Genomic DNA, 15,423 nt, shown 5'->3' on the forward strand with positions numbered 1-15,423 from the left:
CCGGGCCTTTGCGGCCGGTTTTCCGGGTCACCCGCAAGCCTTGTCGGCAGCGCTGCCGAAACCCTTCGTCGGCACCGTCAAAAGGACTTGACGCGCCGCACGTTATGGACCATGTAGCCCTCACCGTCGTGCTGCGCCTTGCGCGTCCGACGGCCCCACAGGAACTGACGAAACCTATGCCTTCCGACCCCGACAGTCTTAAGGACGCGTCGCGCAGGTACGGTGCCAGGCGCCGGATCGTTTGATCGGGCTCCCGGACCGGCCGCCCGGCCGTCCGAAGGAGTTCCGACATGACCAACACCGAGCTCGCCGGCCTCCATGGCCGTGACGTATCCCGCGCCGACATGAAAGATGTCGGACGCGTTCTCTGCCTCTGCATTGCCGTCGTCTTCGGGCCGATCATCGCCCTCGACGTCGCCGCCTTCGCGGCCGGCTGGCGCGCTGCGCCGTCGACCCATCACGCGGCCACCGTCATGACGGATGCAGGGCAGAGAGACGGCGAATGATCCAAACCTACCGGCTGGCCTCCGGCCGGCTCCAGCGCATCGACGACGTCGGTCCCGCCGGGACCGGCGACATCGTCTGGCTCGACCTGTGCAATCCGACCCGCGAGGAAGAGCACGCCGTCGAGGCCATTCTGGGCCTCGTCCTGCCGACCCGACAGGAAATGGCCGAGATCGAGGAATCGGCCCGCCTCTACGCCGAGCGCGGCGCGCTGGTGATGACCGCAGTGGTCATCGACGGGGTCGCCGAGGGCCATCCTGGGCGCTCGGAAGTGACCTTCCTCCTGTCGCAGAACCACTTCGTCACGCTGCGCTATTCCAACCCGATGCCGTTCCGCACCATCGAGGCGCGCATCGGCAAGCAGGCCGACGAGGCTTTGACCGCGCCGGCGCTGTTCGTGACCCTGCTGGAAAGCTTCATCGAGCGGATCGCCGACGTGCTGGAATCGGTCGCGACCGATCTCAACGCCATCTCGGACACGATCTTCTACGACGACGACGAGGTGCGCGAGAGCGGCAAGGCCAGACCGGCGCCGGACATGCAGCGCCTGATCCGCCTGCTCGGCCGCAAGAACCGGATGCTGTCGATCCTGCGCGAGAGCCTGTTGTCCTTCGGGCGGCTGGTCCCCTTCGTGCGCGAGGGCGGCGCCGAGTGGATGAAGAACGGCGTCTCGGTGCGGCTGAAGGCGGTCGACCGGGACATCAAGTCGCTCGCCACCTATGAGGGCCAGCTCGAGCAGCAGGTCGCCTACCTGCACGAATCGACGCTCGGCCTGATCAATGTCGAGCAGAACACGATCATCAAGGTGTTCTCGGTCGCCGCCGTCCTGTTCCTGCCGCCGACCCTGGTCGGCACCGTCTACGGCATGAATTTCGAGGTCATGCCCGAGCTGAAATGGGCCTTCGGCTACCCCTTCGCGCTGGTCACCATGGTCCTGTCGGCCTTCGTGCCCTACTGGTGGTTCAAGCGCCGCGGCTGGCTTTAACAGGTTGCGGAAAAACGCGTCGAAACGCGATCATACGCGGGCCGTTTCAACTCTGTCATCCCCGGGCTTGTCCCGGGGATCCAAACTTTCCAAGGGCTTGGCCATCGCACTGGATCCCCGGGACAAGCCCGGGGATGACAGAATGGCGGGTTCGGAGTGATTTTCAGCAGCCTGCTGGAGCATTTCCCGATTCAATGGCTTGAGCCGGTCCTTTTCGGTCAGATCGTTTCGATCTCACCGGGAAATGCTCCAGGCCAGCCGACACCCGCTCCCCGCAGCGCCGCCGTTCCCGGCCGGGTCGCCAGGGTGCCCGGCCGCTCCTTTCCCCTCATCAGGCCGAATTGTCCTTGTCGCCCTCCGGCACGAACATGTAGCCGGCGCCGCGGATGGTGCGGATGACCTTCGGGTTGGACGGATCCGGCTCGATCTTCTTGCGGATGCGGGTGACGCGCACGTCGATGGCGCGGTCGAAGGCGTCCGGATCGCGCGCATTGGCGAGATCCAGCAGGCGTTCGCGCGACAGGACCCGGTTCGGATTGTCGGCGAAGGCCTTGAGCAGGTTGAACTCGGAGGCGGTGATCAGCACCTCGCCCTCCTCGCCGCCGCGCAGGTGCCGGGTCTCCATGTTGAGCCAGCGCGTGCCGAAGCGCACCTCCTGCGCCTTGGCGGGCGGGGCCTCCGCGGCCGCCGCCTGGGTGGCGGCCCGGCGCAGCACGCTGCGGATGCGGGCGACCAGTTCGCGCAGTTCCGCCGGCTTGGCGATGTAGTCGTCGGCGCCGAGTTCGAGGCCTACGATCCGGTCGATCGGACTGGCGGTGGCGGTCAGCATGATGATCGGGACGCTGACCGCCTTCTCCTTCAGCGAACGGATGATCGAGAGACCGTCCTCCTCCGGCATGTTCAGGTCGAGCACGATCAGGTCCGGCCGGCGCTTGGCGAGACTCTCGCGCAGTGCCGTGCCGCCCGACAGGGCCGACACCTCGAAACCGTGCAGCTTCAAGTAGTCTGCAACGGTCTCCCGGGTCGCCTTGTCGTCGTCGACGACCGCGATGAGGGTTGCCTGGGTCATTCCGAATCACTCCCGTCTTCGGCGCGGACAGGCAGCTTTATCGTGAAGGTGGTGCCCTGTCCCGGTCCTGCGCTGGCGGCTTCGAGCCGCCCGCCATGCAGGGCCACGATATGCTTGGCGATGGAGAGGCCGAGCCCGGTCGAGCTCTCGCCCGCGCTCGGCTTGGCCGACAGCCGCTGAAAGCGCCCGAACAGGCGTCCGATATCCTCCGGCGACAGGCCCGGCCCGCGGTCGGCCACCGACAGCGCCGCCATCCGGTCCGCGCGACCGATCCGGGCGACGATCGGGCCGCCGATCGGGCTGTACTTGATCGCGTTGGAGATGATGTTCTCGATCGCCTCGCGCAGACGATCGGGATCGGCCTCGACCACCATCGGCTCGACGATCTCGATCGCCAGGCTCTGCTGCTTGCGCGCCGCGCCGGGGCGATGATCCTCGATCACGTCGGCGACCAGTCCGCCGAGGTCGACCGCCTCGGGTCGCAGCCGCACGTCGAGATGGTCGTTCATCGCATCCTTCAGCAACTGCTCGATCATGCGCGTCATCGCCTGGGCCGGCTCGACGATGCGTCCGATCTGGGCGCGGATCATCTCGACCGGTACCGGATCGCGGTCGATCAGCTCGCCGATGATCTCGGAGCGCCCCAGAATGACGCTGATCGGGTTCTTCAGGTCGTGCGCGACCATGCCCAGGATGTCGGACTTGAAGGCGTTGGAGCGCTTCAGGATCTCGCGCTGCAGCGCGAGCCGCTCGTTGGCGGCGGTCAGTTCGCGGGTGCGCTCCTCGACGCGCTGTTCGAGCCGCGCATTGGCCTCGGCCAGCTGCTCGTAGAGGATGACGTTGTCGAAGGCGATCGAGAGTTTGCCGCAGAACACCTCGACCAGCGCGCGGTCGGTATCGGACAGCGTCTTCTGCGCCTCCAGGAGCACGACCACCTCGCGCCCGCTCGCCGTTCGCAGGTAGAGCACCGATTGCTGGTCCAGAAACTGGTGCCGGCGCAGCGCGAAGGCCTCGTGGACGAGGCGGGACACGTCGCCGTTGAGCGGCGGCGTCACGGCCCCCGTGAGCCCGGCATAGACCCCGGAACCGGCCAGCACCGTGAAGGTTTCCGCCGCGCCGCCGGCTTCGCGCAGGACGAGGATGCCGGCGCATTCGACCTTCAGGAGCGAGCCGATCTGGGTCAGCACGCCCTCGGCCAGCCGCTGCATCGACTTCAGGTCGAACAGCTTGGCGGCCGCGTCGATGATGATTTCCAGGCCGCGCCGGGTCTCCTCCATGCGCTGCAGCTGCTGATAGGAGCGCAGCGCCGCGGTCAGGGCGGTGAACAGCTTGTCGGCGGTGAGTTCCGTCTTCGCCTTGTAGTCGTTGATGTCGTAGTCGACGATGACGCGCCGCTCGGGGGCTTGGCCGGGCTGGCCGGTGCGCAGGATGATGCGCACCATGTCGTTGCGGGCGACGTTGCGGATATATTCGACGAGGTCGAGCCCCGCGCTGTCGGTCTCCATGACCACGTCGAGCAGGATGACGGCGAGATCCGGATGCCGGTCGATCAGCCGCCGCCCCTCCTCGGCCGAATTGGCGGTGAGGATCTCGATCCCCTGCCCGTTCAGCGAATAGTCGTAGAGCGCGAAGCGGGTGCCGTCATGGACGGCCGGCTCGTCGTCGATGACCGCAATTTTCCAGATCTTGGTCGGCGCCGTAGCCGGCGCCTCTTCGGCATCGTCGAGGAAGACGAGCAGATCGTCACCGGACATGGGCGTCGAGCCTCGGTCGCGGGGCCGCCACTAGGCCGGTATCGATCATCTGCAACTCCTCTTCGTCGCCGACCGGCGTGACGATCGGCAGCGTGATGCGGAACGTCGTCCCCCGGCCGGGCGCCGAGTCGAGCGCAATGCGACCGCCGAGGCGGTGGTGTACAATATTGTAAACGATGTGCAGGCCCAAGCCCGTCCCGCCCTTGCCGCGCTTGGTCGTGAAGAAGGGTTCGAAGGCGCGCCGCTGCGCCTCCTCGTCCATACCGACGCCGTCGTCGGAGAAGATCAGCTCGACCTGGTCGCCACGCCGGCGGCCGTCGATCCGGATCTGGCCTTCCTGGCCGTCCGCGAAGGCATGCATCAGCGCATTCATGAACAGGTTGGTCACGACCTGGCCGTAGGGACCCGGATAGCTGTCCATCACGATGCCCGGCTCGATCTCGCAGGTCATGCCGTGGCGGGTCTTCTTCAGCGTCGGTTTCAGGCTGGCCAGGATCTGTTCGGTCGAATCCTTCAGGTCGAAGCTGCGCCGGTCGGCATGGGTGCGGTCGACGGCGACCTGCTTGAAGGATTGCACCAGTTCGCCGGCGCGGCTGAGATTGGCGACCAGTTGCCCCGCCGCCTCCTTGGCGCCGGCCAGGAATTCGGTCAGCCGCGAGCGGCGCAGTTGCCCACTCTCCAGTTCGGCCTCGAAGGCCTCGCAGCGGCGCTCCAGCGTCGAGGCGACCGTCAGGCTGATACCGACCGGATTGTTGACCTCATGGGCGACGCCGGCGACCAGCCCGCCGATGGCGGCAAGCTTCTCGGCCTCGACCAGACTTTCCTGGGCATCGCGCAATTCCGCCAGCGCCGCCTCGGCGGCTTCCTTGGCGGCCCGCAGATCATCCTCGGCCCGCCGGCGGTCGGTCACGTCGTAGTGCCAGAAGATATGCGCCGGCCGGCCGTCGAATTCGATCGGCCGCACCTCCATCAGACACCACCAGGTCTGCCCGCCGGCCCGGCGCATGCGCACCTCCCAGCCGGAGACCAGCCCGTAGCGCTGGACCGCATCGGACAGGCGCACCGCGTCCGAGGCGGCGGCGAAGTTCTCGTGGAAATAGCGGCGGATGCCGGAACGCTCCTCGCCGAGGCCGAACAGGGTCTCGAACTTGTGGTTGGCATAGAGGCGGTGGCCGCCGTCCGCAGAGACGATCGAGATGCCGATCGGGCTGGTCTCCAGGATGCCGCGCCAGCGCCGCTCCTGCGCCTCGCGTTCCAGTTCGGCGCGACGCCGGGCGATGACGTTGTCGCGAAACACCTCGACCGAGCGCGCCATGTCGCCGATCTCGTCGCGGGCCCCGACGCCACGCACGATGCGCTCGTAGTCGCCTTCCACGATCGCCCGCATAGAGCCGCCGAGTTCCTTGAGCGGCTGGCGGATGGTGCGGGCGATGGCCCAGCTCATCAGCACGCTGATGCCGAGAAACAGGATGCCGACCAGCAGGAAGCGTTGGTTGACCGACAGAAGCGCCGCATCGAACTGGCCCTGGGCGGCCGCCTCGCGGCCGCGGATGCGGGTCGACAGCCGATCGATCGCCGCCGCCATGGCGCCCTGGTTGCCGTCGATCGCCGCGCCCAGGAAGCGGGTCTGCTGGTCGAAGCTGGCGGCGAGCTTCTCGAGCGCCAGCCGCAGGCTCGCCGCGCGCGGCACCAGCCGGGCAAGCGCCTGCCGCTGCAGCGTCGCCTCGGACAGATCGACCATCACCGGAATGGTGCGCTCGATGGTGGCGAGGTGTTCGCGGGCGGCCTTCAGCGAGTCCGGCGCATGCGACAGATAGTACGCGTTCACCTCGACCAGGGTCTGCGAGAAACTCTCGCGCGACTTGCCGAGCGCCGGCCAGATCAGCGACTTGTTGTTGTCGGTGGCGCTGTCGATGATCGCGTAGAGGCCGGCCATGTCGGTAGCGGCCTTCAGGAATTCGTCCTCATAGGCCGTGCGGATGCGGCCGTTGACCTCGCGCAGCGCATCGAAGCCGGCGAGGAACCGCTTGGTGATCTCGGCGACCGAGGCCAGTTCCTGCGCGATATCGGGCTCGGCGACGCGCGTCGTGGTCAGGCGCGACAACAGTTCGTCCTGGCGGCGGACGATCTCGGCCAGCACCTCCGGCGTCGGCCGGTTGAAGTAGCGGTGGATCAGCGATTGCAGCCGCCCGGACTCGGTATCGACCTCGACCAGCAGGCGGTCATAGGCGCGGATGCGCGACAGATCCGTCCAGGACGAGGTGATGTCCGCCGAGCCGCGCCAGATCAGCAGCCCGAAGACCAGGATGCCGCAGGCATTCAGGAGCACGATCAGAAAGATGCGCCAGCCGATCGGCATCGCGCGCATGGTCCGCGTCCATGCGGATTCGCTCGGCGGCGGGCGCCGCGTGCGGATCGGTACCGTGATGGCGTCGTCGCCGAACGCCCCGGGTGGAGCCATGGCCGCGCCTACTCCACCATGCGGATGCGCTCGACCAGGTCGCGCAGTCGGCCGGGCGGAACGAACCGCTCGTAGAGGGGCGCGACCGCGTCGGCGAAAGCCTTCTTGTCGACCCCCTCCGTCAGCACGGCGCCGGCGCCGCGCGCGGCGGCCCGCGACCGGCCCTCCCATTCGAACCATTGCTGGCGCATGTAGAGCGCCGATTCGCGCGCGGCCTGCCGGAAGATCTGCCGGTCGGCCGCATCGAGCGCCGCCCAGGCCCGCGCCGACATGACCAGCACTTCGGGGGTCATGGTGTGCTCGGTCGCGCTGTGGAAGCGCGCCAGCTTGACGTGGTCGGTGGAGACGTAGGACGGCCAGTTGTTTTCGGCACCGTCGACAATCCCGGTCGAGAGCCCGGTCGTGACCTGGCCGTAAGGCAGCGCGATCGCCTCGGCGCCGAGCAGGCGGATCATGTCGATCATCTGGTCGGACTGCTGCACCCGGATGCGCAGGCCGGCCATGTCGGCCGGCACCCGGATCGGGCGGACCGTGTTGTAGAACGAGCGGGCGCCGGAATCGTAGAAGGCCAGTCCGACGAAGCCGTAGGCCTCGAAGGAGGCCAGGATCTCGTCGCCGATCGGTCCGTCGAGCACCTTGTGCAGATGTTCGACCGAGCGGAACAGATAGGGCAGCGCCAGCACGCCCGCCTCCGGCACGAAGGAGGCGAAGGGCGCGGTCGAGGATCGGTTGATGTCGATCGCACCGACGCGGGTCTGCTCGATGGTCTCCTTCTCCTCGCCAAGCTGGCGGGAGTGGAACACCTTGATCGAATGCCGCCCGCCGGTCCGTTCGCGCACCAGCCGGTCCATGGTCAGCAGCGCCTGGACGGTCGGATAGTCGGCGGTCTGGGTATCGGCCGCCCGGAACTCGCGCGCCCGGGCAGCGCCGCCGAGGACTTGCCAAACGAGGACGACCGCCGACAAGAGGACGGCCAGGACGGCGCCCCTCGCGCAGGCTCGCATCACGATGTCGTCCCTCCGTCGGATCGGACCCGGTTCCCCCCGACCCAAGGATAGCACGAGCCGCAATTGAAATGCGACCGGGGCTTTGCCGTGGATCCGACGGCCGCCGCGAGGTGCGGCGAACCATCCGACCTGCAGAGCCGACCTGCCGACGCACCACCGGCTCGCAAAAAGGCGCGGCCTTGCGGCCGCGCCCTCAGGATATGCGTCATGGGACCTGCCGTCGGGGCCAGCGCCGCGGCGTCAGGGCTTCGGCTGGTTGGTCAGCTTGGCGCGAGCCTCGTCGGCGCGCTTCTCAAGTTCCTGCTGCAGCTGCTGCTGGTTGGCGCTGGCGCCGGTGCCGGGCGGCGGTGCATTCGGGTCGAGACCGGGGCCCTCGTAGGCGTCCTTGAAACCGGCAAGACCGAACGGATAGGGCTGCTGCTTCTCCTGCATGTTCAGCGTGCGCACGACCAGGACCGTGCTCTTCTTCATCGTGGCGATGAAGGCGTCGGTCACGGCCATTTCGGCATAGCAGGCATTGGGGAAGCAGATCGTATACTTGCCCTCCTCCAGCTTGCCCTTGTCGATGCCGACCCGCAGGCCGGGCTGGATCAGGTTCAGCGGCGGCACCGCGATCAGGAGGATCTTCTTCGGGTCGCCGGCGATCTCGCGCACGGCGACCGAGCCGACCACCTGGCCCTCGTCGGTGCGCAGTTCCTGCGCGATCAGGCACACGTCGCGGTTCTGACCGTCCTTGGAGCAGAGCTTGACCCAGGGATTGGGCTGGCCGGGCTGCAACTGGGCCGGACCGGCGGCTTCGCCCTCGGCGGCCGGGGCCGGCTTGGCCTCGCCGGGCTTGGGCGCTGCCGGCTTCGCGGCGGCGGGGGCCGCCGGCTTCGGCGCCGGTGCGGCCGACTGGGCCAGGGCGACGGTCGGCAGCGCGGCCATCGCCGCGAAGAGAAGCGCAGCGCCGAACCCGGCCTGGAGGGGTGCCGCCCGCAGCGTGGACCTGTCAACCATGGAGTTCTCGTCCTCGAATTCGTGTCGCGGCTGCGGCCCGGAGCGTTCGGCCGGACCGACAGCCTGATGGTCGGCAAATGCGGCGGCAGCGTGATGCCTCCGCCTTGCCCGCCCGCCGTGCCACAACCGCTCCGGCTCCGCGGACAAGCGACATCGCCTATCGCGCGCCGCCGGTCACGGCATGAACGGGCCAGTCTCCTTACCGAGGATCGGCGCGGATTTCCAGACGCTTCGGGTGGCGCCCGACCCCGCCGGGGCCGCCGGCAGCGTGCTACATTGCCGGAGATTCGTAGGAACGAGAGCGACGGACGCCAGCTGATGCAGAAATACAACGAGATTCGGCAACCCGTCGGCCGGCGCGCAGCGGCCGGCCGGGTCCCGACACTCGGCGCGCTCGCGATCGCCGGCATCGTCGCGCTGCTGCCTGCCACCGTCCTGTCCGGTACCGCCCGGGCCGCCGGCCCGGCCCATGCCATCGCGATGCACGGCGAGCCGCGCCTGCCGGCCGACTTCACGGCCTTCCCGTATGTCGATCCGGACGCCCCCAAGGGCGGTCGAATCACCTGGGGCGCCTTCGGCTCCTTCGACAGCCTCAATCCGTTCATCCGCCAGGGGCAGCCCGCGCGCGGGCTGCGCGACGGCGGGCAGGAGAACTATGTCTACGAGAGCCTGATGACGCGCGGTCTCGACGAGGCCTTCACGCTCTATTGCCTGGTCTGCGCGACCGTCGAGGTGCCCGACGACCGGCGCTGGGTCGAGTTCAAGCTGCGCCCGGAGGCCCGGTTCTCCGACGGCACGCCGATCACCGCGGCCGACATCGCCCATTCCTTCGCGCTGCATCGCGACGAGGGCCGCGAGAATGTCGCGCGCGTCTACCGGGAGAAGGTCGCCAGGGTCGAGACGCCCGATCCCGCCACGGTGCGCTTCGTCTTCGCCGAGGACGACAAGGAAATGCCCCTGATCATGGGGCTGATGCCGATCCTGCCGAAACACGCCATGAGCCGCGAGGCCTTCGCCAAGACCTCGCTGGAACCGCCGATCGGCTCCGGCCCCTACCGGGTCGCCGAGGTCGTGCCCGGCAACCGGCTGGTGCTCAAGCGCAATCCGGACTATTGGGCGCGCAACCTGCCGGTCAAGCGCGGTTTCGACAATTTCGACGAGATCCGGTTCGACTACTACCGCGAGCAGAATGCCCTGTTCGAGGCCTTCAAGGCCGGCCTAGTCGATGTCTATCCGGAGGGCGATCCGAGCCGCTGGCAGACCGGCTACGACTTCCCGGCGCTGACCGAGGGCCGCGTCGTCAAGGAGACCTTCGAGACGGGGCTGCCGCGCGGCCTCTACGGCATGGTCTTCAACACCCGCCGGCCGGTCTTCGAGGATGTCCGGGTCCGGCGGGCGCTGGCCATGCTGTTCGACTTCGAGTGGATCAACAAGAACCTGTTCTTCGGCCTCTACCGGCGCTCTGCCAGCTATTTCCAGGGCTCGGAATTGTCCGCCCTCGGCCGCCCGGCCGACGCCGCCGAGCGCGCCCTGCTCGCCCCTTACGCGGATGCGATCCCGGCCGAGATCATGGACGGCACCTGGGCGCCGCCGGAGACCGACGGCTCGGGCCGCGACCGTTCGGCGATCCGCCAGGCGGTCGACCTCCTCGCCAAGGCCGGCTGGGTGATCGACAAGGGCGTCATGCGCCAGGGCGTCGGCGGGCCGGCGATGAGCTTCGAGATCGTTCTCCTCGACAAGCAGCAGGAGCGCATCGCGCTCGCCTATCAGCGCTCCCTGAAGCTGATCGGCATCGACCTGGTCGTCCGTCTGGTCGACAGCGCGCAGTTCCAGCGCCGGCGCACCAGCTTCGACCTGGACATGACCTTCTGGAACTGGTCGGCCTCGCTGTCGCCCGGCAATGAACAGCTGAACCGCTGGAGCGTCGCGGCCGCGGATGCGCCCGGCTCGTTCAACCTGCCGGGCGCCAGGGTCGCCGGCCACGATGCCCTGATCGCCGCGCTCCTGGCCGCCCGCAGCCGGACCGAGTTCGTCACCGCGGTGCGCGCCTTCGATCGGCTGTTGATATCCGGCTTCTGGGCCGTTCCGCTCTATCACCAGCCGCAGGTCTGGCTGGCGCGCTGGACCCGAATCGAGCGACCTTCGGTCACGTCCGCCTCCGGTCCGGTCACCGGCGCCTGGTGGGCGAAGCCCGGGGGAACCACGCCGTGATCGTTGTGCCCGAACAGAGGAGCATGGCGCATCTCGCAACCGGCGTCTGGGGGCGCGTCACGCTCGACCAGGTGCTGCGCAAGAATGCCGCCAATGCGCCGGACCGTCTGGCCCTGGCGGATTTCGCGGACCGGTCGGACTGGACCCGCGGCGAGCCCGAACGGCTGACCTATGCGGCGCTCGACCGGCGCGTCGAGGCGCTCGCCACCTTCTTCTCCGGCCTCGGCCTGAAGCCCGACACGGTCGTCGCCTGCCAGCTGCCGGCCCTGGCCGATTCGGTCGCGGTGCTGTTCGGGCTGCTGCGCGCCGGCCTGATCGCCGCCCCCCTGCCGCTGGCGCTGCGCGAGGCGGAGATCACCGAGCGGCTCGACGCGCTCGGCGCCAAGGGCATCGTCACCGTCGCGGAGACGGTCGGCGAACCGCATGGCGAGCGCATGCTCGCGGTGGCGGCCGACCTGTTCCAGATCCGCTTCGTCTTCGGGGCCGGCGGCCCGGTCCCGGACGGCCTGATCCCGCTGCATCGCCTCTACGACGAGATGGACCGGCTGCCGCCGATGCGCGACATCGCCCGGAAGGGCAACGCCGCCGACCATTGTGCCACGGTCGCCTGGAGCCTGGACCTGCCGGCCGAGGCGGGGGCCACGCCGGCGGTGGTGCCGCGCTCGCACAATCATTGGATCGCGACCGGGCTGATGACGCTCCTGGAGGCGCAGATCGGTACCGGCGCGGTGATCGTCTCGTCGCTGGCGCCGAGCGGGCTCGCCGGCCTCGGCGCCGCGGTGATGCCGTGGCTCCTGTCGGCCGGCACGCTGGTGCTCGGCCTGCCGGCCTCGGTCGACCGTCTCGCCGAGGAGGTGGCGGAGCACGCGGCGGACCATGTCGTGGTGCCCGCCCTCTTCGCCCGCCGCCTGTCCGAGCGCCTCGATGCCCACAAGGCGAGCGCCAACCTGCTGGTCGTCTCCGGCGACCGGCTGGCCGACGTCGAACTGCCGCGCGGCACGGCCGCCGTCGACGTGATCACCCTCGGCGAACGCGCCCTCATCGCCCGCCGACGGCGCGATCCGGCCGCCGCCGCCCTGATCCCGCTCGGTGCCATCGGCGCCCCGTCGGAGACCGCCATCGCACCGACCCTGGTCGAAACCCAGTTGCGCGTCGCGCCGGCCCGGCCCGGCGCGCCGTCGCCGGCACGCGACGGCACGGGCGAACTGATGGTGCGCGGCGCCATGGTGCCGGAAGCGACCTGGCCGGAGGCCGACCGGACGGGGCTTCGCGACCGGCCGCGCGAGGGCGACGGCTGGGTGCGCACCGGCATCATCGCCCGCCCCGAGCCGGAACGGTCGCGCAGCCTGATCCTGACCGGCCGCGGCAGCGAGATCGGCGGAACCGGTCCGCTGGAATTCGATCTGACCGTGCTCGACGTGCTGTTCCGCGATGTCGGCGACTTCGCCGATGCCGCCGCCGTGCCGCTGCGCGACGAGGACGGCTTCGAGCGTCTGGCCGCCGCGGTCGTGCCGAAGCCGGGCGCCGCGTTCGATCCGGAAGGATTCGTGGCGGCGCTGGCCGAGCACCGGATCGGCCCGCACCGATTGCCCTCTGTGGTCTTGCCCGTTCCCGCCATCGCCCGCGCCCCGTCAGGGCGCGTCATGCGTGCCGGTATGGCCTCGCATCTGCAGCGTCGATGAGCGCGCGGCGCGGATCTTAGCGTTGCGTTAACCATGCGTGACCGAGTGTGAAGGCGCGGGCATTCTGCCACCGGTCTCGCGGCGTCGAGCCCCAGCGGCGCGCCGATGGAACCGGAACGGCCCGACGATCCGGGAGGAAGCGTTGCGGCGCGGGCGCGTATTGGTCATCGAAGAGCAATCCTGCGCGGAAACCTCGGGGCTCTGGAGCGAGATCCAGGACGAGGGTTACGAGGTCAACCTGACGGCGATGGAGCGTTCGGCCGCCATGGTCGCCTCGGCCGGCCCGCCGGACGTGGTCGTCCTCAACATGATCGCGGCGGAAATGTCCGGCGACCGAATGCGCTATCTCGACGCCGCCGCCCGGCTGATGATGGCGCGCGGCAGCCGGCGCCTGCCGGTCATCGCTCTCGGCGGCACGGGCACTCACGCGCCCAGTCTCGGCATCTCGGAGATCATCGCCCGTCCGGTCTCCGCCGTCCGCCTGACCAACCGGATCGCGGCGATCCGCCGTCTGGCCACCATGCAGGCCGAGGCGCGCCGTCGCGCCGAAACGGCGATCGCCTTCGGCATCACGATGCCGGATTTCGTCGGGCCCTCGGCGGGTGCCGACCCGACCGTGCTGGTCGTCGGCGCCAGCGTCCGCTATCTGGCCGTCGAACGCTGCCTGTCGCCGAAGGCCTTCATCGTCGGCGCCTTCTCGACCGCCACCGCGCGCGACTATCTCGCCCGCCGCAGTTTCGACGCCGTCGTCCTGAACACGACCGTCGACACCGCCGTCGAGATGCTGCGCGAGTTCCGCGGCGATCCCGCCCTCTATACCCTGCCGGTGATCGTCCTCGCGGCCGCCCCCGATCGGGAGGCGACCGACCAGATCTTCGCCGCGGGCGCCACCGAACTGGTCGAGGACGCGACGCTGGAGAGCGATCTCGCCCGCGTCATCGCCGGGTCCGTCGCCGAGCACCGCTTCCGCGAGGCGCTGCGCGCCGTCTATGTGCGCGGCCGCAACCTGGTCACCTCCGATGCGCTGACCGGGCTCTTCTCGCGCGGCTTCTTCATGGAACATGCCGGCCGGCTGGCCGAGATCGCCGCCGAGGAGGGCGAGCCGCATGCGGTCGCCACCCTCCGGATCGACGAACTGGCCGGGATCAACGCCGAGGACGGCTACGCTGCCGGCGACCACCTGCTGCGCCAGGTCGGCAGCCTGATCGGCCGTCTGACGCGGGGCGAGGATCTGGCCGCCCGCATCGGCGGCGGCCGGTTCGCCGTGCTGATGCCGGGGACCGACCAGGCCGATGCCATGACGGCCCTCAACCGGATCAGCGCGATCCTGCGGACCACACGCTTCATCGTGCCGGGGACGGGGCGGACGCTGCAGATCGATCCGGTCGGCCGGGTCACGGCTCTCGGCCAGAGCGAATCGCTCGAACCGGTGATGAACGGTCTATTCAACGGCGGAACCATCTGAGCGACTCGCCCAGAGGCCTCACAACGCGATATGAGGGATTTCCCGAGCGGTCGCCCGAATCTCCGGCGTGCCGCCGCCCATCCCGTCCGGACCCGCGTTCCAACATGCCCGAAACCACGCCCCTGCAGATCGACGTCGTCGCCGATGTCGTGTGCCCCTGGTGCTTCGTCGGCCGCCGTCAGCTCGCCGCCGCCATGGCGAGACTGCCCGAGATCGAGTTCCGCCTGGTCCACCGCCCGTTCCAGCTCGATGCGCGCATCCCGCGCGAAGGGGTCGAGCGCCATGCCTATATCAGCGCCAAGCTCGGCGGCGCCGACCGCGTCCGCGAGGCGCACCGGCATCTGGAGGCGATCGGACAGGATCTCGGCATTCCGTTCGACTTCGCGGCGATCCGCGTCGCCCCGAACACGCTCGATGCCCACCGCCTGATCCGCTGGGCCGGCGAGGCCGAGGTTCAGGACGCCATGGTCGAGCGCCTGTTCCGCCTCTACTTCGTGGAAGGCGCCGATATCGGCGATCCGGACGTGCTGGCCGATGCCGCCGCCGCTGTCGGCATGGTCCGCGACGAGGTGCGCGGCTTCCTCGACACCGAGGCCGACCTCGATGCGGTCCGCGCCGAAGTCGCCCACGCCCAGCGCGTCGGCATCACCGGTGTGCCGTGCCTGGTCATCGAAGCCAAATATGCCGTCATGGGCGCCCAGCCCGCCGACGTGCTGGTCAACGCCTTCCGCGACATCGCCGAGGAAAAGCGCTTCGGCGCCAAGAGCTGACGCTGGGTAGGAGCGGTCGCATTCCGGGCGGAACAATCGGTGGCGGTCTCCACGACGGATCGGGAAATTGTGAGGGCAGCCCAGCCCCCGCATCCCCCTACCCCAGAAACCGCAATCCCGGCCGCAGCGTAGCGGAGAGCCGGGACCCACTCCGTTGGCGGCTTGCCGCAAGGCTTTGATATATATGGCAATCCCGACGCCCGCTGCGCTGCGAGTGGGCCCCGGAGCGGCGGCCCTGCGGGCCTTGTCCGGGGATGCGCTGGGAGATTGCGGCAGGGGGGGCCGGCGTCAGACGGCCCACGGTCCACTGCCTGCTGCCCAGTGCCTACTACCCACAGCCCACTCCCGAATCCGCACTGCCCCGCGCCCGCCGGAACGAAGCCCCGAAGGGCCGCATTCCCGGCCGCAGCGCAGCGGAGAGCTGGGACCCACTCCGTTGGCGGCTTGCCGCAAGACTTTGATATAAATCGTAATCCCGACGCCCGCTGCGATGCGAGTAGGCCCCGGATCGGCGGG

At 69.2% G+C, this 15,423-nt stretch carries 11 protein-coding genes; 6 read left to right on the plus strand and 5 right to left on the minus strand.

The features are described from left to right. Nucleotides 1-290 precede the first annotated feature (290 nt). Both KL771_RS01260 and KL771_RS01265 read left to right on the plus strand, forming a co-directional pair. On the plus strand, nucleotides 291-506 hold the full coding sequence (locus tag KL771_RS01260) for a hypothetical protein (protein WP_261966749.1): 216 nt from the start codon (nucleotides 291-293) through the stop codon (nucleotides 504-506). Continuing rightward, the gene (locus KL771_RS01265) at nucleotides 503-1,489 is read left to right on the plus strand and encodes a magnesium transporter CorA family protein (protein ID WP_261966750.1); all 987 of its coding nucleotides are present in this window, start codon (nucleotides 503-505) and stop codon (nucleotides 1,487-1,489) included. Before KL771_RS01260 ends, KL771_RS01265 begins: the two co-directional genes overlap by 4 nt. A gap of 331 nt (nucleotides 1,490-1,820) precedes the next feature. On the opposite strand, the gene KL771_RS01270 is transcribed toward KL771_RS01265, so the two are convergent. The 5 genes from KL771_RS01270 to KL771_RS01290 all read right to left on the minus strand — a co-directional run bounded on the left by KL771_RS01270 (nucleotide 1,821) and on the right by KL771_RS01290 (nucleotide 8,779). Continuing rightward, the gene (locus tag KL771_RS01270; RefSeq protein ID WP_261966751.1) at nucleotides 1,821-2,558 is read right to left on the minus strand and encodes a response regulator; all 738 of its coding nucleotides are present in this window, start codon (nucleotides 2,556-2,558) and stop codon (nucleotides 1,821-1,823) included. Continuing rightward, nucleotides 2,555-4,312 (minus strand): ATP-binding response regulator, encoded by a 1,758-nt coding sequence (locus KL771_RS01275; RefSeq protein ID WP_261966752.1) that lies wholly within the window; start codon nucleotides 4,310-4,312, stop codon nucleotides 2,555-2,557. Before KL771_RS01275 ends, KL771_RS01270 begins: the two co-directional genes overlap by 4 nt. After that, nucleotides 4,302-6,773, minus strand: coding sequence for a sensor histidine kinase (locus KL771_RS01280; protein ID WP_261966753.1), 2,472 nt, complete (start codon nucleotides 6,771-6,773; stop codon nucleotides 4,302-4,304). Before KL771_RS01280 ends, KL771_RS01275 begins: the two co-directional genes overlap by 11 nt. Nucleotides 6,774-6,781: 8 nt before the next feature. Next, nucleotides 6,782-7,777 carry a TRAP transporter substrate-binding protein gene (locus tag KL771_RS01285; protein WP_261967076.1) on the minus strand — a complete coding sequence of 332 codons (996 nt, stop codon included), beginning with the start codon at nucleotides 7,775-7,777 and terminating at the stop codon, nucleotides 6,782-6,784. Nucleotides 7,778-8,020: 243 nt separating this feature from the next. Then, nucleotides 8,021-8,779: an invasion associated locus B family protein gene (locus tag KL771_RS01290; RefSeq protein WP_261966754.1), complete on the minus strand. Its 759-nt coding sequence runs from the start codon at nucleotides 8,777-8,779 to the stop codon at nucleotides 8,021-8,023. A gap of 318 nt (nucleotides 8,780-9,097) precedes the next feature. Here KL771_RS01290 and KL771_RS01295 point away from each other — a divergent pair, with 318 nt between their 5' ends. The 4 genes from KL771_RS01295 (at nucleotide 9,098) to KL771_RS01310 (ending at nucleotide 14,907) form a co-directional block, all read left to right on the plus strand. Beyond that, entirely contained in the window at nucleotides 9,098-10,990 is a 1,893-nt protein-coding gene (locus tag KL771_RS01295; protein WP_261966755.1) for an extracellular solute-binding protein, read from the plus strand. Between the two features lie 23 nt (nucleotides 10,991-11,013). Continuing rightward, nucleotides 11,014-12,672: an AMP-binding protein gene (locus KL771_RS01300; RefSeq protein ID WP_261966756.1), complete on the plus strand. Its 1,659-nt coding sequence runs from the start codon at nucleotides 11,014-11,016 to the stop codon at nucleotides 12,670-12,672. A gap of 142 nt (nucleotides 12,673-12,814) precedes the next feature. Then, nucleotides 12,815-14,137, plus strand: coding sequence for a diguanylate cyclase (locus tag KL771_RS01305; RefSeq protein WP_261966757.1), 1,323 nt, complete (start codon nucleotides 12,815-12,817; stop codon nucleotides 14,135-14,137). Nucleotides 14,138-14,241: 104 nt separating this feature from the next. Next, nucleotides 14,242-14,907 (plus strand): DsbA family oxidoreductase, encoded by a 666-nt coding sequence (locus KL771_RS01310; protein ID WP_261966758.1) that lies wholly within the window; start codon nucleotides 14,242-14,244, stop codon nucleotides 14,905-14,907. Nucleotides 14,908-15,423 lie beyond the last annotated feature (516 nt).

The sequence above is a fragment of the Prosthecodimorpha staleyi genome (assembly GCF_018729455.1).
GTDB classification, from domain to species: Bacteria; Pseudomonadota; Alphaproteobacteria; order Rhizobiales; family Ancalomicrobiaceae; genus Prosthecodimorpha; species Prosthecodimorpha staleyi.

Excerpts from the sequence above, each read along its gene's own strand:
- KL771_RS01285 (WP_261967076.1), bottom strand. The coding sequence starts at position 7,777 with ATGCGAGCCTGCGCGAGGGGCGCCGTCCTGGCCGTCCTCTTGTCGGCG.
- KL771_RS01295 (WP_261966755.1), top strand. The coding sequence starts at position 9,098 with ATGCAGAAATACAACGAGATTCGGCAACCCGTCGGCCGGCGCGCAGCG.
- KL771_RS01300 (WP_261966756.1), top strand. The coding sequence starts at position 11,014 with ATGGCGCATCTCGCAACCGGCGTCTGGGGGCGCGTCACGCTCGACCAG.
- KL771_RS01280 (WP_261966753.1), bottom strand. The coding sequence starts at position 6,773 with ATGGCTCCACCCGGGGCGTTCGGCGACGACGCCATCACGGTACCGATC.
- KL771_RS01275 (WP_261966752.1), bottom strand. The coding sequence starts at position 4,312 with ATGTCCGGTGACGATCTGCTCGTCTTCCTCGACGATGCCGAAGAGGCG.
- KL771_RS01290 (WP_261966754.1), bottom strand. The coding sequence starts at position 8,779 with ATGGTTGACAGGTCCACGCTGCGGGCGGCACCCCTCCAGGCCGGGTTC.
- KL771_RS01270 (WP_261966751.1), bottom strand. The coding sequence starts at position 2,558 with ATGACCCAGGCAACCCTCATCGCGGTCGTCGACGACGACAAGGCGACC.
- KL771_RS01310 (WP_261966758.1), top strand. The coding sequence starts at position 14,242 with ATGCCCGAAACCACGCCCCTGCAGATCGACGTCGTCGCCGATGTCGTG.
- KL771_RS01265 (WP_261966750.1), top strand. The coding sequence starts at position 503 with ATGATCCAAACCTACCGGCTGGCCTCCGGCCGGCTCCAGCGCATCGAC.
- KL771_RS01260 (WP_261966749.1), top strand. The coding sequence starts at position 291 with ATGACCAACACCGAGCTCGCCGGCCTCCATGGCCGTGACGTATCCCGC.